A 22,176-nucleotide genomic window follows, 5' to 3' on the forward strand; every position below is an offset into this window, starting at 1 on the left:
ATAACCCCATAAACTCACTAAATAAGAGCCCTGACTAATGCGGATATCCAAAATAATTTTGCTATCTTTAAGTTTATTAATCGGGTTATATCTTTTAGTTATATTAACACTCAATCAAAGCCTGCATGTCTTTAATCGCGATAATAACAACGTCAACTTACAACAATTTGACCTACGTAATGTGACGCCTGTCAGTAACCATTGGGCGAGTATATTATTGAACTATAAAATAGTGTCTGATAATAAAATTAATTATGTGGTGCTGTCTAAAATCGAGAATAAAATCAAAGTCATTAGCCTTGATGACGCCTTTAATAATATTATGTTATTCAGCAACTTGCCTTTATTACTTTTAGGCAGTTTTGCCATAGGCATTCCGTTTTACATTACCCGTAGACAAAAAAGAAAGCTTGATAAGTCGTTAGAAGTGGTCAACAGCGAGACCAACAAGTTGCTGGCAGCCTTTAATATCATTCCGCCTAAAGTTGAGCAGCAAAATACGATTTCTAAACTAAGCCTGGCACTCATTGAGCTCAATAAACAAATTCATGAACAACAACACAAAAACATCATTAGCCAACATCAAGATAAACTGACAGGTCTGATTGACCGCCATGCCTATCTACAGCACTTACAAACCCAACTTGAACAAGCACAAGCATTAAAGAAAAAGCAGGCGTTATTGTTCATCGACCTTGATGGTTTCAAACAAGTGAATGATTCATTTGGCCACAGTTTTGGCGATGAAGTCTTAATTCAGGTCGCGCAACGACTTGCCACTGTAGTACGAAATCGCAAGCTCAGTCATTTTGCATCGACATTAGGCTTAGAATTAAGTTTATCGCGATTAGGTGGAGATGAATTCTCGATTTTTATTGAAGACCTACATGATGACAACCTCGCGATAGAAGTGGCTCAAAATGTATTACAAGAGATAGAAGGCGATTTTGTATTAGGTAACAAACTAATTAAAATTGGTGCCAGTATTGGTATTGCGGTATATCCCGACAGTGCAGCAAATCCAAACACCTTATTGCAAATGGCTGATGTGGCAATGTACCGCGCCAAAACCGATGGTAGAGGAATTTATCGCGTTTATTCGCCTGAAATGGGCAATAAAATGCGTCGCTATCACTATTTACTTGAAGAGATGCGTCTTGCTATGGCGAGTCAAAACTTCAGTTTATCCTTTCAACCCATTGTGAATGTGCATGATTTCAGCATTGATTATTTTGAATGCCTCGTACGCTGGCATCATCCAACAGAAGGCTCCATCTCGCCTGCTGAATTTATTCCCATTGCAGAAGATTCTAACTTAATCTTAGAACTGGGTAATTGGATATTAATTGAAGCCTGTCGCCAAATGGCGGCTTGGTATAATGCAGGCATGAACAAAGTCCGCATGTCGGTTAATATTTCTGGGGTGCAGTTAGCGCATATTCCGCTACATGATTGGGTAATGGAAACGATTAATAAGGTGGGATTGCCGCCAAAAGCATTATTACTGGAAATCACCGAGTCTTGCTTTATTGATGCTTCTGAAAATGTAATATCAGATTTAGAAAAGCTGCGTCAAGCTGGAGTATTAATCGCCATTGACGACTTTGGCACAGGTTTCAGTTCGTTATCGACCTTAGCAAACTTACCTGTGGATGTGATTAAAATTGATAAATTGTTTATTGACCAGGCTAATATTAATCCTAAATACGAAAAGATTTTAAATTCAATTAGTGGTCTGGGCAAAACCCTTGAGTTAAAAATTGTGGCTGAAGGTGTTGAAACCGCGCCACAATTTGAGTTAGTTAAAAAACTCGGTATTGATTGCATTCAAGGTTATTTAATTAGTCGTCCAGAAACATCAAAGGATGTGGGCAGTAAGATGATAAGCCAAAATATTAACTATATCGCGATGACCGGCACCGGTGTATATGCGCCGCAAGCCACTAAAGCTCCTGTAGTACAAATAAAAGCGGGTTAGATGTTTTATGATATTAACGACATTAAATCGTTATTAAAGGACGTTAGGCGATAATAAGCATGAATACTCAAACCGCTAACAGCAAACTGATTAACATTAGTCGCATAAACACTGCAGCAGGAACATTCAGGGTCACTGCGAGCAATAATGACACGCTTAAGTTGGTTACCGTAGAAATACTGAGTAGCGATGGCTGGGAAGCCTTAATCATTGAAACTGACGCTCTTTGGTATCAAGTCCTGCTTAGCGCCTGTGAACAACATCTTCAAGAGCAATCTGCTCAGCGATAAAACAACAAACCCCAGCAAGCTGGGGTTTGTTGTAAGCAATTGAGCAATAATAATGCGTGTTAAGGCACCATTGAAGGCTGATCTGCACCTTCTTTCTCAATCTCTACCGGCAACATGTGCTCTCGATTAATACCCAATTTAATGGCTAAATAACTTGCCACATAAATCGATGAGTATGTACCCACAAAAATACCCAATAGCAATGCTGTCGCAAAACCGTGGATCATGGTGCCGCCTTTAAGGAACAACGCAATAACCGTAATCAAGGTCGTACCGGTAGTAATAACAGTACGGCTCATAGTTTGAGTAATTGAGGTATTTACAATTTCTTCAGGTGTGCCTTTACGCATTTTCAAGAAGTTTTCACGAATACGGTCATACACTACGATGGTATCGTTAAGTGAGTAACCGACAACCGTTAACAAACCCGCTAATACAGTTAAGTCAAACTCCAGCTGTAATACCGAGAACACCCCTAAAGTCACAATCACGTCGTGAGCAAGTGCCGCTACAGAACCAGCTGCCAGGCGCCATTCAAAACGAAATGAAACGTAAATAAGAATACAGATTAAGGCAACGATAACCGCAAGGCCGCCCTGCTCTGCTAATTCTTTACCCACTTGCGGGCCCACAAATTCAACACGCTTTTGCACAACACCTGCATCAATTGACTGAGCAGCCGTTAATACTGCAGCTACCTGTGCATCACTTTTCAGTTCGCTTCTTACGGGTAAACGCACTAAAACGTCGCGGCTTGAACCAAAGTTCTGTACCACTGCGCCTTCAGCGTCATCCGTTGTCATGGTTGCACGCAACGCATTTAAGTCAACAGGTGCTGAAAACTCCATCTCAACAACGGTACCGCCAGTAAAGTCTAATCCCCAGTTAATGCCTTGCACGCCTAGCGACACAAAAGAAGCAATCACTAAGATAAGCGACATAACACTGATTGGAAATGCATGACGAAGAAAGTCGACTGTGTTTTTTACTGAAAATATCTGAAACATATTCAACTTCTCCTTTAGATAGATAATGACTTAACGCGCTTACCACCCCAAATCGCATTGACGATTGAGCGTGTGCCAACAATGGCTGTAAACATCGAAGTCGCGATACCTATCATTAAGGTAACAGCAAAGCCTTTGACGGCACCGGTACCCACAGCAAACAAGATGAGTGCTGTCATGAAGGTGGTGATGTTAGCGTCGGCAATGGTTGAAAACGCATTACCATAACCTTCATGAATGGCTTGTTGTACGCTACGCCCGCCTAGTATTTCTTCTCGGATACGTTCAAAAATAAGTACGTTTCCGTCAACCGCCATACCGACAGTAAGCACCATACCGGCAATACCAGGTAAGGTTAATACCGCACCAGGGATCATCGACATCACGCCTACAACCATGATTAAGTTTGCCATCAATGCAAGGTTAGCGATAAAGCCAAATGCACGGTAGTAAATCATCATGAAAATAAGCACAACAACCATGCCCCATACCATTGCTTGAACACCGTTTTCGATGTTTTCAGCACCTAGGCTAGGACCAATCGTGCGTTCTTCTACAATCGTTACCGGCGCAATCAGCGCACCAGCACGAAGCAGTAATGCCAAACTTTGTGCTTCGCTGTGTTCAAGTCCTGTAATCACAAAATTACGACCTAAACGGGCTTGAATTGTCGCAACCGAAATAACCTCTTCAATCTTGGTCATTTTAACGGTGCCATCAGGGTTACGCAGGCCGCTATCTTTATATTCGATAAACAATGTTGCCATTGGTTTACCGATATTGTCTTTGGTTACGTTCGAGAAAATCGTGCCGCCTTTCGCGTCAAGATTAATCGCTACCTGTGGTCGGCTGTATTCGTCAAAAGTAGGCTGAGCGCCAGTGATATGATCACCGGTGAGCATGACTTCTTTTTTCAGAACAGCAATACCACCTTCACGGCGTTGATACACTTCAGCACCCGCTGGTACGCGGCCACTCGCCGCGGCACTCACGTCAGCTTTATCATCAACCATACGAAACTCAATCGATGCTGTTGCACCTAGAATCTCTTTTGCACGGGCGGTATCTTGCACACCTGGTAGCTCAACAATAATGCGCTCAGCGCCTTGACGTTGTACTACTGGCTCGGCAACACCTAGCTCGTTAACACGGTTGCGAATGGTCGTGATGTTTTGCTGTAAAGCTTCTTCCTTAATTTGCTTAAGGTATACATCACTCATTGTCGCTAGTAATACAAACTCTTTATCAGTGCTTGCATCGGTATAGACCATGTCGTTACTACGGGTTTTTAAGTAGTTTTCAGCTTTGCTAACAGTATCAGCATCACGAAACTTAATCGCAATCCCTTTAGGGGTTTTACGAACACCTGCATAACGGATGTTTTCTTCACGTAGTTGGCTACGGAAATCAGCCACTTTGGCTTCTTCCATTTTGCGGATCGCTTCGCCCATGTCCACTTCCATCAAGAAGTGAACACCACCACGTAAGTCCAAACCTAACTTCATCGGCGACCCGCCAACAGCTTCAAGCCATTCAGGGGTTGCAGGTGCTAAGTTAAGTGCAACGGTAAACTTTTGCCCAAGTTGCTCAGCAATGGCCTCTTTCGCCACTAACTGTTGCTCTGAGTTTTGCACTCTTACTAACAATTGTCCGTTTTCAAGCTCAGCACGCTTAATCGCAATGCCTTTGCCTTCTAACATTTGTACAACGTTGGCTTGAGTTGACGCAGTCACTTCTGCACCACGAGTCGCCACTACCTGAACTGCATGATCTTCACCAAACAGATTCGGTATGGCATAAAAACCACCAATGGCGATGACAAGCACCACCATGATGTTTTTCCACATTGGGTATTTATTTAACACACCATAGCCCTCTTGGCTTATAACGACTGGATAGAACCTTTAGGCAATACCGCTGCGATGTAATCCTTTTTAATCGTAATTTGGTTGTTATCGTTAATGGCTAATAACACGTAATCACTTTCTTCACTGATTTTAGTTACTTTGCCTAAAATACCACCACTGGTTAACACTTCATCACCTTTTGAAATCGATGCCATCAGATTTTTGTGTTCTTTAACACGCTTTGACTGAGGACGGAAAATCATGAAGTAGAAAATCAACCCGAACATCACAAGCATAAAAATTAACTGCATGGTTTCGCCACCGGCAGCGCCACCCATTGGGCTTGCATAAGCATTTGAAATTAACATAGTTCTCTCTTCTTATTAGCTAAAATTAATCGATTAACTCAGGTACTTCACGACCAAGACTGGTATAGAACTCCTTCACAAAGGCGTCTAATGTACCTGTCTGGATTGCGCCGCGCAAACCTTCCATTAACATTTGGTAGTAACGCAGGTTGTGAATGGTGTTTAAACGCGCACCTAGAATCTCATTACAACGATCTAAATGGTATAAATAAGCGCGTGAATAGTTTTTACAGGTATAACAATCACATTTAGCATCAAGCGGTGCGGTGTCATCACGATGACGCGCATTACGGATTTTAATGACCCCTTCACTGGTAAATAAATGGCCGTTACGAGCGTTACGCGTTGGCATGACACAGTCGAACATATCAACACCACGACGCACACCTTCAACTAAATCTTCAGGTTTACCCACACCCATTAAATAACGTGGTTTATCAGCAGGAATTTGCGGACAAACATGTTCTAAAATGCGGTGCATATCTTCTTTAGGCTCACCGACAGCTAGGCCACCAACAGCATAACCATCAAAGCCAATGTCTAATAACCCTTTAACACTTTCATCGCGCAAGTCTTCGTAAACACCGCCCTGAATAATGCCAAATAGTGAGTTTGGATTTTCTAAGCGATCAAACTCATCACGCGAACGTTTTGCCCAACGTAATGACATCTGCATTGATTTACGCGCTTCGTCATGTGTTGCTGGGTATGGTGTACATTCGTCAAAAATCATCACAACATCAGAACCCAGTGAATCCTGGATCTGCATTGACTTTTCTGGATCTAAAAAGATTTTCTCACCATTAATTGGTGAACGAAAATGCACGCCTTCTTCGGTGATTTTACGAATGTCGCCTAAGCTAAACACCTGAAATCCACCCGAGTCAGTCAATATTGGACGTTGCCAGTTCATAAAATCATGCAAGTCACCATGTTTGCGCATGATTTCTTCGCCTGGGCGTAACCATAAATGGAAAGTATTACCCAATAAGATGTCTGCACCAGTGGCACGCACTTCTTCTGGCGTCATCCCTTTCACGGTACCGTAAGTACCTACAGGCATAAATGCTGGCGTTTCTACTGTGCCACGGTCAAATATTAAACGTCCGCGGCGCGCACGACCATCTGTTGTATCTAATTCAAATTTCATAAATCACCTTGCCAGATAAACAGTCTGACTTGTTTAGTTTCTATAGTAATAAGGGCAAATTTTAATGCTTCAAGGTTAAGAACACATTAAAACATCAAAACGCCCACTGTTTGCGGGCGTTTATTGGCGGCTATTGTAAATCAATTTCGGCTATTAGGGGGCTTTTTTCGTCACAAACATGGCATCGCCATAGCTAAAAAAGCGATATTTTTGCGCTATAGCATGTTGATACGCAGCCATGACCTCATCGTAACCAGCAAACGCACTGAGTAACATGATTAACGTTGACTCGGGTAAGTGGAAGTTAGTCACCATGGCATCAACAATCTTAAACTGATAACCCGGGTAGATGAAAATATCGGTATCGCCGCTAAAAGTTTCAAGAGGCCCATCACCACAAGCGCGAGCAGCACTTTCTAGTGAACGTACTGACGTAGTGCCAACAGCGACCACTCGGTGACCATTCGCCTTAGTTTGCGCAATGAGATCAATGACATCTTGCGGAACATTGGCCCACTCAGAATGCATTTTATGTTCGAGCACATTATCAACACGTACGGGTTGAAATGTACCTGCGCCGACATGCAAAGTAACAAAAGCAATATTTACGCCCTTGTCTTTTAAAGCCGCTAGCATGGCATCATCAAAATGTAACCCAGCGGTAGGCGCTGCTACGGCACCCGGGGTTTGGTTATAAACGGTTTGATAACGCTCTTTATCTGCGTCCTCGTCCGGACGGTCAATGTATGGCGGCAGTGGCATATGGCCGACTTGTTCTAACACCTCTAAAATTGTGTTGTCACTGAGTAGTTCAAGCTCAAATAAAGCATCATGACGCGCCAGCATCTTCATTTGATAACCAGCGTCTAAATTGATTAACGCATCCACTTTTGGCGATTTTGAACTGCGAACATGGGCTAAAATGCGCTTATCATCAAGCATACGTTCAACTAAGATTTCAAGCTTACCACCAGTGGCTTTTTGGCCAAATAAGCGCGCGGGGATCACTCGGGTGTTATTAAACACCATTAAATCACCGGGATTAATTAGCTCAAGTAAATCAGTAAATTGCTTATCAGCTAGCAGCCCGTCTATACCGTTAAGGGTGAGTAGACGCGACGCATTGCGTTGTGCAGTCGGATAACGAGCAATAAGCTCATCTGGAAGGTCAAAAGAAAAGTCAGCAACACGCATAGTGATATCTCAACAGTAAAAACGGCCGCTAGTCTATGGCGAGCGCAAGTTAAGATCAAGTTTACTGATTACTTTGTCGACTTTTTTGGGGATGTGATGTCATCTTGATTGCCGGGTTCTGTCGTGACAGTCGTCAACGATGCTGTTGTTTCATCAGACTTAAAAGAATGGACTTCATAGCGCATATCAATCTGCACTTTGTTGGTTTTAGCCGCTGTTGGTCTGCCAAATATTTTTTTAAGCCAGTCTTTCATCATCCATGATCCCTAAGTAAAGCCTTAATTATGATAATCAGTGTATTAATTGTAATTTGTAACCACAGTAAAAATACAGCACACAATACTCCATGACATTTGTGCATAAAACGTTATGATTGAACCAAACAGCTTGTCAATATTGTAATGCTTTGTTACAAACGGCTTGTATCATACTGTAAAATAATAAAATTAGAAGCACAAAATATGAACTTTTTAGCACACTTACATTTAGCTGATATTAGCGATACCCATCTAGTGGCTAATTTGTGCGGTGATTTCGCCAAAGGCAAGGTTGAAGATCACCCTCAACATCTACAGCAAGGTATTTGGTTACATCGTCAAATCGACCTCGTCACTGATAGCCATGAAATTATTATCGATTTATTGAAACAATTTCCTAAAACATCTCGCCGAGTCGCACCGGTATTAATCGATTTAGCGTTTGACCACTACCTAGCGTTTTATTGGGAAGAATATCATCATCAAAACCTCGATGTTTTTTGCCAAAAAGCCTATCAAGAACTCAATACCACTGCTGAATTACCGGCAAGTTTACAAGCAATTGCACCTAAAATTATTCAGCAAGATTGGTTGAGCAGCTACCAGACGAAACAAGGGTTAAATCAAGCGATAAAAGGAGTGAGCCAGAGATTGTCAAAGCCGGAACTATTTGACCATGCGATACGAGATGTGGATAAACTTTATGTCGAAATTGAAATAGCCTTTCGAACCTTCTACCCACAGTTAATGGCTTACAGCAAAATATACAGCCGTAAAACCCCAAGCCAATATTTACCCTAAAGTGAAGTAAGCTCCCAATATGCCAATTTGGATAACCCGTGCAATAAAGACTGTTGCTCATAACGTGCGTTCACCGCGTTTTTGGCTATTGACCTTACGCGACAGTGCACTGTTCGCGGTACTGTTGTTTGCCATTGCCAGTTACCTTCAACGTGACATGCAAACCGGTACTGCACCGCCTCTCAATGATATCGTGATTAATCATAACGTAACCCGCAGTGCGTTACTCAATCGTGACGCTTTCGACGATAGGGTCTCATTTTTTAATCCGGCTCAGCAGACCAACAAAGCAAGCTTGGTATACTTTTGGGGAACATGGTGCCCAGTGTGCAAAGTCACCTCTCCTATGGTTAATAGCGTGGCAAAAGAGCAAGATTATGACGTTATTTCAGTGGCGATTGCCTCTGGCTCAAATGCCGAAATCAATGCATTTATGCAGCATAATGATTACCAATTTGCGGTCATCAATCAAACCACTAATGACCATAGCCAACAATGGGGAGCAACGGCCCTACCTGCCATTTTTATTGTCGACAGTAACAATCAAATCCGCTTTGTCACATCTGGAGTCACCAGCAGTTGGGGAATGTCATTGCGCTTATGGCTAGCCAGCCTGTAGTTAAGCTGAGATAATAATCGCCGAACAAGTATGCCGTATGTTGTCGTTTTTGCGTAGCTACCCTACCTAACGTCCCAAGTTGCAGTTATCTTATTTTCGTTGCTGGATAAATTTTGTTAACATGCGCGCGTTACCTTCAGGCATAACCCCAGTTAATTAAAGAGACAATTCCATCATGCACATCTTTACTTATCGACCACCGTCAATCCCGTGGTTGGACATCCGTTATAAAGACCGTGATATTATTGTGATCAATAAACCTTCTGGATTATTATCAAATCCTGGGCGCTCACCAGACACCCATGACACCGCGATAACGCGCTTACAGCAACGTTACCCTGAAGCAATTTTAATCCATCGATTAGATTGTGATACTTCTGGAATTTTAATTTTTGCTCGTACCAAAAAAGCTGAATCTCACTTAAAAATTCAGTTTCAGAACCGTCAGGCCAAAAAGGTGTACATTGCCGAAGTATTTGGCCAAGTATTGGAACAACAAGGTAAAGTGAACTTTGCATTAGGGCCAAACCCAGACTCGCCACCCTTTCAGATGTTAACCGAGTCAGGTAAAGCAGCGCTGACTTATTTTAGTGTGCTAGAACGCCGTAACCATTCAACGCTAATTGAACTCAAACCACATACAGGCCGCACCCACCAATTAAGAGTACATATGCTCGCGCTGGGTCACCCGATATTAGGTGATGAGTTTTATGGCGATACCGCAACCATACAAGCCAGTAAACGTCTAAATTTACATGCGCAATCATTAACCATTACGCATCCGTACACTCAAGTTGAAATGACCTTTTTCAGTCAACATCCATTCTGATGCTCTGATAAAATTCGAATACAAAAATGCCGGCATCATAGTCATCTATGAGCCGGCATTTTTAGCGTATAACAATTTAACTTGTTTGAGCCGCCTCTTTTGCTTCAGCAGCTTCACAAGCTGCTGCCGTAAAGATAACGTCAGTAGAGCTGTTTAATGCGGTTTCTGCAGAGTCTTGAATCACACCAATAATAAATCCAACAGCTACAACCTGCATTGCCACATCGTTAGATATGCCGAAGAGACTACAAGCTAATGGGATTAATAATAATGAACCTCCCGCCACACCAGAAGCGCCACAAGCTGATACTGAAGCAACCACACTGAGTAACAGTGCTGTCATAAAGTCGATTGGGATATTCAGGGTGTGCGCTGCAGCAAGTGTTAACACAGTAATGGTAATCGCCGCGCCGCCCATGTTGATGGTCGCGCCTAATGGGATAGATACAGAGTAAGTGTCTTTGTGTAACTTAAGCTGTTCACACAACGCCATGTTTACCGGAATATTGGCCGCACTTGAGCGGGTAAAAAATGCTGTTACACCACTTTCGCGTAGGCATTTAAGTACCAGCGGATATGGATTTCGTTTAATTTTCACATACACAATAATCGGGTTTACCACTAAAGCAATGAACAGCATTGCGCCGACTAATACCGCAAGTAGTTGGGCATAACCTGCAAGCGCTTCGAAGCCGGTCTCTGCAAATGTTGCCGCGACTAAACCAAAAATACCGATTGGGGCTAAGCGGATAACAAAACGAACGATATTAGAGACTGCATCGCTTAAATCTGCCAACATTTGTTTCGTGCTGTCGCTAGCATGATGCATGGTAATCCCTAAGCCTGCTCCCCAGACCAAAATACCGATGTAATTACCAGTTAATAGGGCGTTGACTGGATTATCGACAACTTTAAACAGTAACGTATTTAGTACTTCGGTAATGCCTTGAGGTGGATTAGACCCCTCAATACCAGTTGCCAACAATAGGGTTGTTGGAAACGCGAAGCTGAAAATAACCGCCGTCAATGCCGCTGCAAATGTACCCAAAAGGTATAAGCCGATAATAGGACGCATGTTGGTATGGCTGTTTTTCTTTTGATTCGCAATCGATGATGCCACCAACACAAATACCAGCACGGGGGCAATGGCTTTTAGCGCGCCGACAAATAGCGCCCCTAAAAATGCCACACTGTGCGCACCGGTTGTTGAAACAGTGGCTAAAATCACACCCAAGATGATCCCGCCAATAATTTGTAGCACTAAGCTACCACTAGCGATTCTAGCTAGTAGTGATGTTTTTTGATTCATTGTTTAACCTATGATTATTATATTAATGGCTTTTTATTCGTTAGCGATGTTCTAGCGTCATGCCTTGATTAACACTGTAATACGTTATAAAACAACTGTCGTCATCATATAAATTAATGTATTACTTAACCAATAAACGCTGAAAACACTTATGTTGTTGGCATCCTTGTTAACTATGTAACTCAACACAAGCTCAATATGCTGTTTTCAGCAATGACATTACTGCATAACGCTAGGCAATCACTAAGTGCGATGCACAAAAAAGCCTTGTAGCTATATATCAGGATGGAACATAAGAAGTCTAGTGTTGTGGACAAATGAGTAAAAAAATTCAATCGTTGGCGGTTAAATAAACAAAAAATTATCTGTTCTATATAAAATGCAATTAAGTTGTTAAACATATTACAAACCCAATGCTACAGAAAATATTGATGTTTTTACTGTTTATCAAACAATCTGCTTTGTTTGGGCACCGCGTAGCATAGCTTCAATCAACTCTTTGGCATCAAACTTAGTTAATGCTTCATTCGCTCCAACTTGTTTAGCCTGGCTAACGCTGATTTCGCTCGATAATGAGGTATGTAAAATAATATAAGCACTGGCTATATCGGGGTTATTTTTAACTTCGAATGCAAGTTCATAACCATCTAAACCAGGCATTTCAATGTCACTCACAAGTAAATCGATTGGCGCCCGCTCTTTTGCAGCTTGTAACATCATTTGTAATGCTTCGTGGCCATCTGATGTCACTTGATAGGCAATATTGATTGAATCTAATGCATCTGATAACTGCTTTCGCGCCACTTTCGAGTCATCAACTAATAATATACGCAGCGGTTTGAGTTTCTCACGCTGAACATCGGTCAAAATAGCGCGATTAGTGATGGGATCATCAGGGAATATTTTTGATAATAATAACTCTACATCAAGAAGCTGCACGAGCTTGTCATCAAAGCGAGTCACTCCAGTTAAAAAGGCATTTTTACCTAAGTTATTTGAAGGTGCCTCAATGTTGCGCCAGTTACATTCAATGATTTTATCGATTGCACGAACCAAAAAGCCAATCACCATGCGTTGGCAATCGGTAATGATGATGTAACAGTCTTGACGCTCTTGCTCTGTCACAGGTTTAAAGCCAATACCCGCGGCCATATCAATCACAGGAATGGTCATACCGCGGATTGTCGCAGCCCCCATAATAGCGGGATGAGAATGAGGGATTTTGGTTAACGGCGTATACGGAACAAGCTCACGAATTTTGAGGGTCCCAAGTGCAAATTGTTGGGTCTGGTTCAACCTAAAAAGCAATAACCCTTGCGATTGATTCGCTTTGCTCATTTTTGGACTCATCGTTTCCCCTTGTTCACACGTTTGTCTTTTTCACTATAGCATTTATCGCCAAAGTTTAGCGTGCCTTTAACACATACGGATCACAATACAAAAAAATTCACAGTGATAACGATTTCCACAAAAAATAAAGGGAAACATTGAGATAAATCTTAACGATCTATCTTGATGTTTCCCTTACTCTCGGTGTTAACTGTGTTCAATCTGTTTGCAAGCACCTTAACAAACAGAACGACGGGTTAATTTGATGGCGACTGCAACTCATAAAGCACATCATAAACAAATTGATCCCAGCCATCTGCATCAAATGCTAAACCACTGGCATTGCGCACCTGGCTTACTGCATGTACAGGGGCGGCACCATTTTCCATCATATAATATGCCATCACCATTTCAGTGCGGTTAATACCTGAGCGGCAATGTAATAATACTGGCAACTGTTCAGCTTCACATTGACGAATAAAAGCCAATACTTGCGGCAAAATTTCAGCACAGACAGCCAAGTCTTGCGGTTTAGGTGGAATGTTGTCTGGTAAATTAAAGACTTTATGTTTTAAACCTAATTGTGCCATGGCTGCAGTGTCACAACCTTCACCATTATTTAATGATGCTATCGCGCCAAATCCGGCTTGCTTTAACTCTGCTAAGTCCCATGCATCTTTATTTGGACCACTGCGACCTGCGATTTGACCATCAACTAACCAAAAAATATGTTTCATATTACCTACTACTAATCTGGTTTTTTCGCCCAAATATCAACATTAATTGGGGGTGACTTTTTGCGTTTTTTCTTACCGGTTCCTTCAGGTTTTGCAACGGGCTTCGGTTGCTCTAAAACCACATCAGGCATATATTCGTCAGCTTCAAAACCGCTAACTTGTTCACGTTCAAGACGAATCTTATTCTTTTTCTCAATGACTGAGAAGTGATGATACTCATCATGAGATAACAAGGTCAACGCTAAACCGACCTCTCCCGCACGACCACTTCGACCAATGCGGTGCATATAATCTGCTGGACTGCGTGGTAAGTCAAAATTAATTACAACTGGCAGTTTTTCGATGTCCAAACCACGTGCAGCAATGTCGGTCGCAATCAACACCTGTATCTCTCCAGCTTTAAAGCTTTCGAGTACTCGACTACGTGCACCTTGTGCTTTGTCACCGTGAAACACCTCAGCGCTTATGCCACGTTTAGCCAGCTTTTGCGCTAAATGGTTACAGCTATTTTTAGCACTGACAAAAATTAATACCTGGCGCCACTGATGCTCTAGCAGTAAATGCGCAAGCAAAGCGGTTTTCTTCTCGCGGTTAACCGTCATAACACGTTGTACAAGCGTACTTGCTTCAGCGCTTTGTAACTGTACTTCTAAAGGTTCAACCAATAACGCTTGGGTTAACTGGCGTACTTCTTCAGGAAATGTCGCCGAAAACAACAGGGTTTGCTTTTTCTTAGGCAGTAAAGCAATAAGTTGTGACAACTCTTCAGTAAAGCCTAAGCTGAGCATTCTGTCGGCTTCATCAAGCACTAAAGTGGTAACCGCAGATAACTTAATCGCATTGGATGACACTAAATCTAATAATCTACCGGGTGTTGCCACAACAACATCTGCACCGCCTCGTAAGGCGAGCATTTGAGTATTTACCGACACGCCACCAAACGCGGCAACCACTTTAATGTCGCCATTTAAGTGCACGGCATAAGATTTAAAACTGTCGGCAACCTGCTTTGCCAATTCACGCGTAGGCACTAATACCAAAGCACTGACAAAGTTTCCTTTAGCGGCATGAGTATTTGTGCGTTTCATTAACTGCTGCAATATCGGTAATGCAAACGCTGCAGTTTTACCTGAGCCAGTATTCGCGCCGGCTAATAAATCTTTACCCGCTAAAATACTAGGTATTGTATGGGCTTGGATAGGCGTAGGCTGAAGATATTGAAGCTCTGCTAATCGAGCCAACAACGGAGTGTTTAGGCCAAATTCTGCAAAGGTGGTAGCTAATGAAGCTTGTGTCATGGATCTGATGTGCTCAACTATGGGTAACAATCGGACATTTTACCGCACTTTGGCGTATCAGTCAGATAAATTACGATTTATTCGCTCGCCTCTAAATCCAGTAACCATTGCTTCATGCCCAGGCCATAAGCATAACCCGTTAGTTTCCCCCCTTTACCTATCACTCGGTGGCACGGGACAATGATAGCAATGGGATTAGCACCATTAGCCGCCCCAACCGCCCTAACCGCTTTGGGCCGACCTATGGTATTGGCAATATCGCTGTAACTGCAGCTTTCACCAAAAGCAAGTGCACTTAACGCTTGCCACACCTGTTGTTGAAACTCAGTTCCTTTAGGAGCTAGCGTGACACTAAACTGCTGCCTTGTGCCGGAAAAATACTCTGCTAACTGCTGGGTTGTCAGCTCGATATGTCGCTTTGCTTCGACAATTAAGGTGTCATCTTCGTGATGACTGATTAACGTTGTCGATGATTGAATCATTACATCTAGGCAAATTTTTGCTAAATCATCAACTTGCAAATGGGTTAAACCATGCTCGGATGCTTTGAGCGAAAGCAAACCCACTGGGCTCGAAACCATAGCGTGTATTATTGGGGGAGCAATTATTGGCATCATTTTACTCTTTTGTTGGGTTCAGCGGGTCTTCATTCCATAACTGAAAAGTTAAATAACTGCCCCAAGGGCTGGCACGCTGGCTAATTCCTTCGGCTATTTGGGCATACATTTTGGGTGATTCAATAGGTTTATTAGCAAGTTGATGCAACGCATAGAGGCGATTTTTTATCACTAAATCTGTGGCTAAAAATACATCGGGATCACTTAAACCTCGCATTTGAGCATAAGCCACCGTCCATGGGCCAATGCCCTTAACCATTAGCCAATCTTGTGGAGTGGAGTCTGGATAGTCGTCAACGTATTGACCCAAAGCATTCAATGCAAGTTTACGTGCACCAGGCATTTTTAATTCATCGAGTGAGGCTTGTGCTATCGCTTGGGGTGTAGGAAATAGTCGCCACGTTTTGCCGTTTATGTTGAGTTCGTCACCATAATGCTGCACTAACGTATTGAGCAACTTAGTCGCTTGCACCACACTGACTTGTTGCCCTAAAACCGCCCGACATGCTGCTTCAAAGCCGTTACCTGTGCCAGGGATCCGTAATCCTGTATCCACAGTTGCTCCTAAGGCTATAATCGGCGCTAATGCTTGCTCGATCACCTGCATATCAGCATCTAGGTCAAACATTGCTCGAAGTTTTAACACTATCGCATACAGATGCTTAATGTCATGGGCATGGAGTAAATCTATATTTACCTCGAGCAGAGGTTTATGGGAATGCGGTATAACTGCAAACACCCCGCGGATCCCATCGAAACAAAAACTTCTGCAATATCCACCATCATCACTAACGGCTTCCATGTCAACCACCTGACGAAATGCGTAAAACCGATGCATTTTCGCCCAATTAAGTGGCGGCCGATACGCGAGTGTGAGTTGAATGGATTTTGCAGACAAATATTGATTTTTCGTTACACAGTCAACCAAACTTGCAGAATGGCTTTGTTGGCGTAAGTCTGAAGGGGTTAACGATAGTTGCTGTTTAAACACTTCATTGAAACGACGAATACTGTTAAATCCAGCAGCCATGGCGATATCTGTCATCGACAGTGTTGTTTGATGCAATAATTGCTTGGCAAACATTAACTGTTGATACAAGGCAAAACGTTTAGGCGATGTACCTAAACGTTTATTGAATAATTGGCTCAAATATCGACTTGTAATACCGAGTTTTTCCGCAAGTTCTGTAACAGAACCTGCATGATCACCACTGAGAAAACCCTGCTCAATTAATTTAATAGCTCGGTTTAATGTAGTCTCTGTGCCACGCCATGCATTTGAGTGTGGTGCACTATCAGGGCGACAACGCAAACAAGGCCTTAGGCCTGCATTTGCCGCTTGTATCGCGGTATTATAGTAGCGGACATTTTTCTCATGCGGGGGCGGTGCCGGACAAATTGAACGACAATAAATCCCCGTGGTTAGCACACCAGTAAAGAACTGACCATCAAAACGGGCATCACGACTCAACCTGGCTTGCTGGCACACTTGAGGCGCAATTGTGCAATCCGTTTGGACTTCTTCATGTGGCATTATGGGTCCTTAGTTCACAAATGATGATAAATAACGTAATCCAAACTGAACAATCATCTAGGTATAAACGTATTATTAATATGTGTTAAGACTGTCACTTTACTGAATATCAATTGCAATCACTAGCGGGAAACGGAACTCAATTCATTTGGCTTCATGAGTAAGTGAATGGTAACAATTAAACTCATTACATTTCGTTTTTTTACGTTATCCTATGCAGCAGAGATTTTATTATGGATGTTAGAGTATCAGATGTTTAAATTTTTTGAGTCGTTAACTCAACCCTTACCGCCAGAAGAACCCACTCAACCACCTAATACCTTATATGCTTTTTGTCGTCACTATACGCGTGGGTTTGGCTGGCCATTAATTTTAATGTCGGTGCTCACGGCAATGTTGGCCATTCTTGAGGTGTCGTTATTTGGTTTTATGGGGAAATTAGTTGATTGGTTAGTCACTAAGAACCCACAAACATTATGGCAAGATGAACATATAACCTTAATTGGTATGTCAATTATTGTATTAGTTGTTATCCCTTTTTTAGTCTGGTTGCATGCATCTATTGTCTATCAAACGTTGCTCGGCAACTACCCAATGGCCATTCGCTGGCAGGCACACCGGTATTTACTTAAGCAGAGTATTTCGTTTTATCAGGACGATTTTGCTGGCCGCGTAGCCACTAAAGTGATGCAAACCTCGCTAGCTGTGCGCGAAACAGTCATGAAATTATTAGATGTGCTGATGTACATTTTAATTTATTTCACCTCGATGCTCGTGATGATTGCCAGCGCCGATATACGCCTAGTATTGCCTATGTTGATTTGGTTAGCCGCCTATGTTGCTATTCAATGGAAATTAGTACCTAAACTAAAAGCCGTAGCCACTGAGCAAGCTGATGCCCGTTCAACAATGACGGGGCGTATTGTTGACAGTTACACCAATATCTCAACCGTAAAATTGTTTTCTCATACCAAGCAAGAAGCGGATTATGCGCGCGACAGTATGAGCATCTTTTTAAACACGGTTTATGGCCAAATGCGTTTAGTCACAGTGATTAACGTGTTAGTTCAAATCATCAATTATTTATTGGCATTCACTATCACTGCTGTTTCAATTTGGCTATGGGCAGACAGCGCCATTACGGTAGGCGCTATTGCTATTGCTGTGAGTTTAGCGCTGCGTTTAAATGGCATGTCTCAATGGATCATGTGGGAAATTAGCTCACTCTTTGAAAATATTGGTACGGTTACCGACGGGATGAATACCTTGTCAAAGCCCATTGCTATTGAAGATAAACCGAATGCAAAGGACATTGTGGTTAGCCACGGTCAAATTGATTTTAACCAGGTAAGTTTTCATTACGGTGAGAAAAAAGGTGTTATTGATTCATTAAACCTGCACATTAAGCCTGGCGAAAAAGTCGGTTTAGTGGGTCGTTCAGGCGCAGGCAAGTCGACATTAGTCAATTTACTAATGCGTTTTCATGATGTTGAACAGGGCCAAATTCTTATTGATAATCAACCCCTGACCGATGTCACTCAAGACTCATTGCGCGCTAATATCGGTATGGTCACTCAAGACACGTCATTACTGCATAGATCTATCCGCGAAAATATTCTTTATGGCGATCCACACGCTAGCGAAGAAAAATTGATGGCCGCAATTACGCAAGCGCAGGCATTTGATTTTATCGATACGCTAACCGATCCTTTTGGCAATAAAGGCTTAGATGCACAAGTCGGTGAGCGCGGTGTTAAGCTCTCTGGTGGTCAACGTCAACGCATCGCAATTGCCAGAGTATTGCTTAAAAACGCGCCGATATTGTTACTCGATGAGGCTACGTCGGCACTCGATTCTGAGGTAGAGGCGGCAATTCAAGAGTCTTTGTACGAGCTAATGGAAGGTAAAACCGTGATTGCGATTGCGCATCGACTATCTACCATTGCGGCTATGGATCGTCTTATTGTATTAGATCAAGGCAAAATTGTAGAGCAAGGCACTCATCAAGAATTGATTAAAGCCAATGGGATATATTCACAACTCTGGTCACATCAAACTGGTGGGTTCTTAGGGTTAGATTAATATCATAACTTTCAGCGTTGTAACACCAGGAAGCCATTCTATTTGAGTGGCTTTTTTACGGCCAAAATATGAAGGAAATTATCAGTACAATTGAATTGTAACAATCGGATTAGAATAATCTAAATAAGATTTAATTACTAAAATGAGATATGAGTTTCTTAAATATGGAAGGATATTGACTAAATTTGAGGGCATAACGAAGAATATGGTGGTCGCTACTGGGCTCGAACCAGTGACCCCCTCCTTGTAAGGGAGGTGCTCTCCCAGCTGAGCTAAGCGACCTGGGAATATCAATCTATAAAGCATGTAAAATATGGTGGTCGCTACTGGGCTCGAACCAGTGACCCCCTCCTTGTAAGGGAGGTGCTCTCCCAGCTGAGCTAAGCGACCTGGGGTATTTTACAAGTAAGTCCAACACATTCTTTTAGAGAAATGGTGGTCGCTACTGGGCTCGAACCAGTGACCCCCTCCTTGTAAGGGAGGTGCTCTCCCAGCTGAGCTAAGCGACCTGGGACTTTACACATCATTTTATCAGATTACATGGTGGTCGCTACTGGGCTCGAACCAGTGACCCCCTCCTTGTAAGGGAGGTGCTCTCCCAGCTGAGCTAAGCGACCTGGGATGTAATCAACATAAGAATATCTTCATCAATGAAGATATGGTGGTCGCTACTGGGCTCGAACCAGTGACCCCCTCCTTGTAAGGGAGGTGCTCTCCCAGCTGAGCTAAGCGACCTCATGCTGTGTGGGGCCGTATTATAGGGGGCAAGTAAAACCTGTCAACGCTTTTTAAATAAAAAAATGTCAGTCGGCCTAAAATTGTTCGCTTTGATGCTTTGTTAATCAATAGATTGTTATAGATTATTTATATTCATAATCAAACTTGAATTGATTAATCGCTCTTATAAACAGCAATAACAAACTATGTATTCAATGGCTAAAATGGATTGCTTTCGTCAAGCATTCAAGCCTATTCTTTTCACTATAGATTAAGTAAATTTAAAAACTACCTCAGGTTTGCCCCCCTCACCATTTCAACTACTGAATTTGACTGTTAGAATAGCAGCACATTTTTTTGTTTGTCTTTATTTAGACGTTTATAAATAGGTTAGTGTCCGATTATGACTACTAAGACGCGTTTTGCTCCAAGTCCAACAGGCTTTCTTCATGTAGGTGGTGCTCGTACTGCACTTTATTCATGGTTGCACGCACGTGCTAACAATGGTGAATTCGTGCTTCGTATTGAAGACACTGACATTGAACGTTCAACTCAAGAAGCATGTGATGCCATTCTTGATGGTATGAACTGGTTAGGACTAACATGGGATGAAGGCCCTTATTACCAAACTAAACGTTTTGATCGTTACAACGAAATTATCGAGCAAATGCTAGATACCGGCACTGCATACAAATGCTATTGCTCGCGTGAACGCATTGAGAGCATGCGTGAAGATCAGGCTGCGCAAGGTTTGCAACAGAAATACGACGGTTGTTGTCGTAACCTTGCACCTCGTGACACTGACGAACCTTTTGTCATTCGCTTTAAAAACCCAATTGAAGGCAGTGTTATATTTGATGATCACGTTCGTGGTCGAATCGAAATTTCTAACGATATGCTTGATGATTTAATCATTAAGCGTACCGATGGCGTACCGACTTATAATTTCTGTGTTGTAGTAGATGACTGGGATATGGGTATTACCTGCGTTGTACGCGGTGAAGATCATATCAATAATACGCCACGCCAAATCAATATCCTTAAAGCATTAGGCGCACCGATCCCTGAATATGCACATGTGTCGATGATTCTAGGTGATGATGGCGCCAAGCTATCTAAACGTCATGGTGCTGTGGGCGTTATGCAATACCGTGATGATGGGTATCTACCAGAAGCACTATTAAACTATCTTGTTCGCTTAGGTTGGTCTCATGGCGATCAAGAAATATTTTCAATGGAAGAGTTGAAAACGCTGTTTAAGTTAGATGATATAAATAAAGCTGCTTCAGCTTTTAATACTGATAAGCTCATTTGGTTAAACCAACATTATATCAAGTCTCTCGACCCTGTTTATGTCGCATCACATTTGCAATGGCATATGGAAGATCAGAAAATTGATACTAGTAATGGTCCAGCGTTAACTGAAATTGTTACCGCATTATCTGAACGAGCAAAAACACTAAAAGAATTAGCCGCTTCAAGCCGTTACTTCTATGAAGATTTTGCTGATTTTGATGAAGCTCAAGCTAAAAAGCATTTACGTGGCGTTGCACTTGAGCCATTGACGTTATTTAATCAAAAATTAGCAGCGCTGAATGACTGGAGTGTTGAAGGCATTCATCAGGTAATTGAAGCGACAGCGACTGAACTTGATGTGGGTATGGGTAAAGTCGGTATGCCTTTACGCGTCGCCGTTACAGGTGCTGGCCAGTCTCCAGCGTTAGATTTAACCTTGTTCTTAATCGGAAAAGAAAGATCTGCACAAAGAATATCCAAAGCGATTGAATTTGTAGCAGATAGAATAAATTCCTAAAAAACGAGTTGACACTTTTGGGTATGCTGCATAGAATGCGCCTCGCAGTTGAGACATGATGTTAGATTTTTTCTAGTAGCATATCCAAAAGCATTAAGTAAGTCGGGGTTATAGCTCAGCTGGGAGAGCGCTTCGCTGGCAGTGAAGAGGTCCACGGTTCGATCCCGTGTAGCTCCACCACTTACTTAATAGTCTTTAAGTAGATAATTAGCACCAATGTTTAGCCTACAGACATTAGTGAGTATTCACTCGATACAGAGTATAACGTATCAAAAGTGTCCCATTCGTCTAGAGGCCTAGGACACCGCCCTTTCACGGCGGTAACAGGGGTTCGAATCCCCTATGGGATACCATATTTAAGATGGTTGAACATAATTCGAAACTATTATTGTTTTAGAAA

Annotated in this window: 19 protein-coding genes and 7 tRNA genes; 9 read left to right on the forward strand and 17 right to left on the reverse strand. The window is 42.3% G+C overall.

Going from position 1 to position 22,176, the window contains the following annotated elements; translation table 11 throughout:
* Nucleotides 1–37: 37 nt before the first annotated feature.
* Together GQA99_RS16215 and GQA99_RS16220 are read left to right on the forward strand one after the other, a co-directional pair.
* Nucleotides 38–1,978, forward strand: coding sequence for a putative bifunctional diguanylate cyclase/phosphodiesterase (locus GQA99_RS16215; RefSeq protein WP_189386244.1), 1,941 nt, complete (start codon nucleotides 38–40; stop codon nucleotides 1,976–1,978).
* 59 nt (nucleotides 1,979–2,037) lie between these two features.
* Entirely contained in the window at nucleotides 2,038–2,268 is a 231-nt protein-coding gene (locus tag GQA99_RS16220) for a hypothetical protein (protein ID WP_160055622.1), read from the forward strand.
* 59 nt (nucleotides 2,269–2,327) lie between these two features.
* Here the strand turns inward: GQA99_RS16220 and secF are convergent, their stop codons facing one another.
* From secF to GQA99_RS16250, 6 genes are all read right to left on the reverse strand, one after another.
* Nucleotides 2,328–3,275, reverse strand: a complete 948-nt coding sequence (gene secF / locus GQA99_RS16225) for a protein translocase subunit SecF (protein WP_160055624.1) — start codon at nucleotides 3,273–3,275, stop codon at nucleotides 2,328–2,330.
* A 14-nt stretch (nucleotides 3,276–3,289) separates the two neighbouring features.
* The gene (secD, locus tag GQA99_RS16230) at nucleotides 3,290–5,140 is read right to left on the reverse strand and encodes a protein translocase subunit SecD (protein WP_160055626.1); all 1,851 of its coding nucleotides are present in this window, start codon (nucleotides 5,138–5,140) and stop codon (nucleotides 3,290–3,292) included.
* Between the two features lie 17 nt (nucleotides 5,141–5,157).
* Nucleotides 5,158–5,490, reverse strand: coding sequence for a preprotein translocase subunit YajC (gene yajC / locus GQA99_RS16235; RefSeq protein WP_160055628.1), 333 nt, complete (start codon nucleotides 5,488–5,490; stop codon nucleotides 5,158–5,160).
* 25 nt (nucleotides 5,491–5,515) lie between these two features.
* Nucleotides 5,516–6,640: a tRNA guanosine(34) transglycosylase Tgt gene (tgt, locus tag GQA99_RS16240; RefSeq protein WP_160055630.1), complete on the reverse strand. Its 1,125-nt coding sequence runs from the start codon at nucleotides 6,638–6,640 to the stop codon at nucleotides 5,516–5,518.
* 153 nt (nucleotides 6,641–6,793) lie between these two features.
* The gene (gene queA, locus GQA99_RS16245) at nucleotides 6,794–7,834 is read right to left on the reverse strand and encodes a tRNA preQ1(34) S-adenosylmethionine ribosyltransferase-isomerase QueA (RefSeq protein ID WP_160055632.1); all 1,041 of its coding nucleotides are present in this window, start codon (nucleotides 7,832–7,834) and stop codon (nucleotides 6,794–6,796) included.
* Between the two features lie 68 nt (nucleotides 7,835–7,902).
* The gene (locus GQA99_RS16250) at nucleotides 7,903–8,091 is read right to left on the reverse strand and encodes a hypothetical protein (protein WP_160055634.1); all 189 of its coding nucleotides are present in this window, start codon (nucleotides 8,089–8,091) and stop codon (nucleotides 7,903–7,905) included.
* Between the two features lie 204 nt (nucleotides 8,092–8,295).
* On the opposite strand from GQA99_RS16250, the gene GQA99_RS16255 reads away from it, so the two are divergent.
* The 3 genes from GQA99_RS16255 to GQA99_RS16265 all read left to right on the forward strand — a co-directional run bounded on the left by GQA99_RS16255 (nucleotide 8,296) and on the right by GQA99_RS16265 (nucleotide 10,340).
* Entirely contained in the window at nucleotides 8,296–8,892 is a 597-nt protein-coding gene (locus GQA99_RS16255; RefSeq protein WP_160055636.1) for an acyl carrier protein phosphodiesterase, read from the forward strand.
* A gap of 19 nt (nucleotides 8,893–8,911) precedes the next feature.
* A complete protein-coding gene (locus GQA99_RS16260; RefSeq protein WP_160055638.1) occupies nucleotides 8,912–9,511 on the forward strand; it encodes a protein disulfide oxidoreductase in 600 nt (199 codons plus the stop codon).
* Nucleotides 9,512–9,686: 175 nt separating this feature from the next.
* Nucleotides 9,687–10,340 carry an RluA family pseudouridine synthase gene (locus GQA99_RS16265; RefSeq protein WP_160055640.1) on the forward strand — a complete coding sequence of 218 codons (654 nt, stop codon included), beginning with the start codon at nucleotides 9,687–9,689 and terminating at the stop codon, nucleotides 10,338–10,340.
* A 76-nt stretch (nucleotides 10,341–10,416) separates the two neighbouring features.
* Here GQA99_RS16265 and sstT read toward each other — a convergent pair whose 3' ends face one another.
* The 6 genes from sstT to GQA99_RS16295 form a co-directional block, all read right to left on the reverse strand.
* On the reverse strand, nucleotides 10,417–11,649 hold the full coding sequence (sstT, locus tag GQA99_RS16270; protein WP_160055642.1) for a serine/threonine transporter SstT: 1,233 nt from the start codon (nucleotides 11,647–11,649) through the stop codon (nucleotides 10,417–10,419).
* 447 nt (nucleotides 11,650–12,096) lie between these two features.
* A complete protein-coding gene (locus tag GQA99_RS16275) occupies nucleotides 12,097–12,999 on the reverse strand; it encodes a chemotaxis protein (RefSeq protein WP_189386245.1) in 903 nt (300 codons plus the stop codon).
* Nucleotides 13,000–13,235: 236 nt separating this feature from the next.
* The gene (locus GQA99_RS16280) at nucleotides 13,236–13,715 is read right to left on the reverse strand and encodes a protein-tyrosine phosphatase family protein (RefSeq protein ID WP_160055644.1); all 480 of its coding nucleotides are present in this window, start codon (nucleotides 13,713–13,715) and stop codon (nucleotides 13,236–13,238) included.
* 11 nt (nucleotides 13,716–13,726) lie between these two features.
* Nucleotides 13,727–15,013: a DEAD/DEAH box helicase gene (locus GQA99_RS16285; RefSeq protein ID WP_160055646.1), complete on the reverse strand. Its 1,287-nt coding sequence runs from the start codon at nucleotides 15,011–15,013 to the stop codon at nucleotides 13,727–13,729.
* Nucleotides 15,014–15,090: 77 nt separating this feature from the next.
* Nucleotides 15,091–15,630: a methylated-DNA--[protein]-cysteine S-methyltransferase gene (locus GQA99_RS16290; RefSeq protein ID WP_170293563.1), complete on the reverse strand. Its 540-nt coding sequence runs from the start codon at nucleotides 15,628–15,630 to the stop codon at nucleotides 15,091–15,093.
* A gap of 1 nt (nucleotide 15,631) precedes the next feature.
* Nucleotides 15,632–17,164 (reverse strand): AlkA N-terminal domain-containing protein, encoded by a 1,533-nt coding sequence (locus GQA99_RS16295; protein WP_160055648.1) that lies wholly within the window; start codon nucleotides 17,162–17,164, stop codon nucleotides 15,632–15,634.
* A 252-nt stretch (nucleotides 17,165–17,416) separates the two neighbouring features.
* Here GQA99_RS16295 and GQA99_RS16300 point away from each other — a divergent pair, with 252 nt between their 5' ends.
* On the forward strand, nucleotides 17,417–19,246 hold the full coding sequence (locus tag GQA99_RS16300; protein ID WP_160055649.1) for an ABC transporter ATP-binding protein: 1,830 nt from the start codon (nucleotides 17,417–17,419) through the stop codon (nucleotides 19,244–19,246).
* Between the two features lie 206 nt (nucleotides 19,247–19,452).
* Here GQA99_RS16300 and GQA99_RS16305 read toward each other — a convergent pair.
* From GQA99_RS16305 to GQA99_RS16325, 5 genes are all read right to left on the reverse strand, one after another.
* Nucleotides 19,453–19,528 (reverse strand) — tRNA-Val (locus tag GQA99_RS16305).
* Between the two features lie 32 nt (nucleotides 19,529–19,560).
* Nucleotides 19,561–19,636: transfer RNA gene (locus GQA99_RS16310), tRNA-Val, on the reverse strand.
* 43 nt (nucleotides 19,637–19,679) lie between these two features.
* A tRNA-Val gene (locus GQA99_RS16315) sits at nucleotides 19,680–19,755 on the reverse strand.
* Between the two features lie 32 nt (nucleotides 19,756–19,787).
* A tRNA-Val gene (locus tag GQA99_RS16320) sits at nucleotides 19,788–19,863 on the reverse strand.
* A gap of 42 nt (nucleotides 19,864–19,905) precedes the next feature.
* Nucleotides 19,906–19,981: transfer RNA gene (locus tag GQA99_RS16325), tRNA-Val, on the reverse strand.
* Between the two features lie 385 nt (nucleotides 19,982–20,366).
* On the opposite strand from GQA99_RS16325, the gene gltX reads away from it, so the two are divergent.
* From gltX to GQA99_RS16340, 3 genes are all read left to right on the forward strand, one after another.
* A complete protein-coding gene (gene gltX / locus GQA99_RS16330; protein WP_160055651.1) occupies nucleotides 20,367–21,776 on the forward strand; it encodes a glutamate--tRNA ligase in 1,410 nt (469 codons plus the stop codon).
* Nucleotides 21,777–21,880: 104 nt separating this feature from the next.
* Nucleotides 21,881–21,956 (forward strand) — tRNA-Ala (locus tag GQA99_RS16335).
* A 97-nt stretch (nucleotides 21,957–22,053) separates the two neighbouring features.
* A tRNA-Glu gene (locus GQA99_RS16340) sits at nucleotides 22,054–22,129 on the forward strand.
* Nucleotides 22,130–22,176 lie beyond the last annotated feature (47 nt).

The sequence above is a fragment of the Shewanella litoralis genome (genome assembly GCF_009828585.1).
In the GTDB taxonomy this organism is placed as follows: Bacteria; Pseudomonadota; Gammaproteobacteria; order Enterobacterales; family Shewanellaceae; genus Shewanella; species Shewanella litoralis.

Excerpts from the sequence above, each read along its gene's own strand:
- secF (WP_160055624.1), bottom strand. The coding sequence starts at position 3,275 with ATGTTTCAGATATTTTCAGTAAAAAACACAGTCGACTTTCTTCGTCAT.
- gltX (WP_160055651.1), top strand. The coding sequence starts at position 20,367 with ATGACTACTAAGACGCGTTTTGCTCCAAGTCCAACAGGCTTTCTTCAT.
- GQA99_RS16280 (WP_160055644.1), bottom strand. The coding sequence starts at position 13,715 with ATGAAACATATTTTTTGGTTAGTTGATGGTCAAATCGCAGGTCGCAGT.
- GQA99_RS16220 (WP_160055622.1), top strand. The coding sequence starts at position 2,038 with ATGAATACTCAAACCGCTAACAGCAAACTGATTAACATTAGTCGCATA.
- GQA99_RS16255 (WP_160055636.1), top strand. The coding sequence starts at position 8,296 with ATGAACTTTTTAGCACACTTACATTTAGCTGATATTAGCGATACCCAT.
- GQA99_RS16300 (WP_160055649.1), top strand. The coding sequence starts at position 17,417 with ATGTTTAAATTTTTTGAGTCGTTAACTCAACCCTTACCGCCAGAAGAA.
- sstT (WP_160055642.1), bottom strand. The coding sequence starts at position 11,649 with ATGAATCAAAAAACATCACTACTAGCTAGAATCGCTAGTGGTAGCTTA.
- GQA99_RS16275 (WP_189386245.1), bottom strand. The coding sequence starts at position 12,999 with ATGAGTCCAAAAATGAGCAAAGCGAATCAATCGCAAGGGTTATTGCTT.
- tgt (WP_160055630.1), bottom strand. The coding sequence starts at position 6,640 with ATGAAATTTGAATTAGATACAACAGATGGTCGTGCGCGCCGCGGACGT.
- queA (WP_160055632.1), bottom strand. The coding sequence starts at position 7,834 with ATGCGTGTTGCTGACTTTTCTTTTGACCTTCCAGATGAGCTTATTGCT.
- GQA99_RS16295 (WP_160055648.1), bottom strand. The coding sequence starts at position 17,164 with ATGCCACATGAAGAAGTCCAAACGGATTGCACAATTGCGCCTCAAGTG.
- GQA99_RS16250 (WP_160055634.1), bottom strand. The coding sequence starts at position 8,091 with ATGATGAAAGACTGGCTTAAAAAAATATTTGGCAGACCAACAGCGGCT.
- GQA99_RS16265 (WP_160055640.1), top strand. The coding sequence starts at position 9,687 with ATGCACATCTTTACTTATCGACCACCGTCAATCCCGTGGTTGGACATC.
- GQA99_RS16290 (WP_170293563.1), bottom strand. The coding sequence starts at position 15,630 with ATGATGCCAATAATTGCTCCCCCAATAATACACGCTATGGTTTCGAGC.
- GQA99_RS16215 (WP_189386244.1), top strand. The coding sequence starts at position 38 with ATGCGGATATCCAAAATAATTTTGCTATCTTTAAGTTTATTAATCGGG.
- GQA99_RS16260 (WP_160055638.1), top strand. The coding sequence starts at position 8,912 with ATGCCAATTTGGATAACCCGTGCAATAAAGACTGTTGCTCATAACGTG.
- GQA99_RS16285 (WP_160055646.1), bottom strand. The coding sequence starts at position 15,013 with ATGACACAAGCTTCATTAGCTACCACCTTTGCAGAATTTGGCCTAAAC.
- yajC (WP_160055628.1), bottom strand. The coding sequence starts at position 5,490 with ATGTTAATTTCAAATGCTTATGCAAGCCCAATGGGTGGCGCTGCCGGT.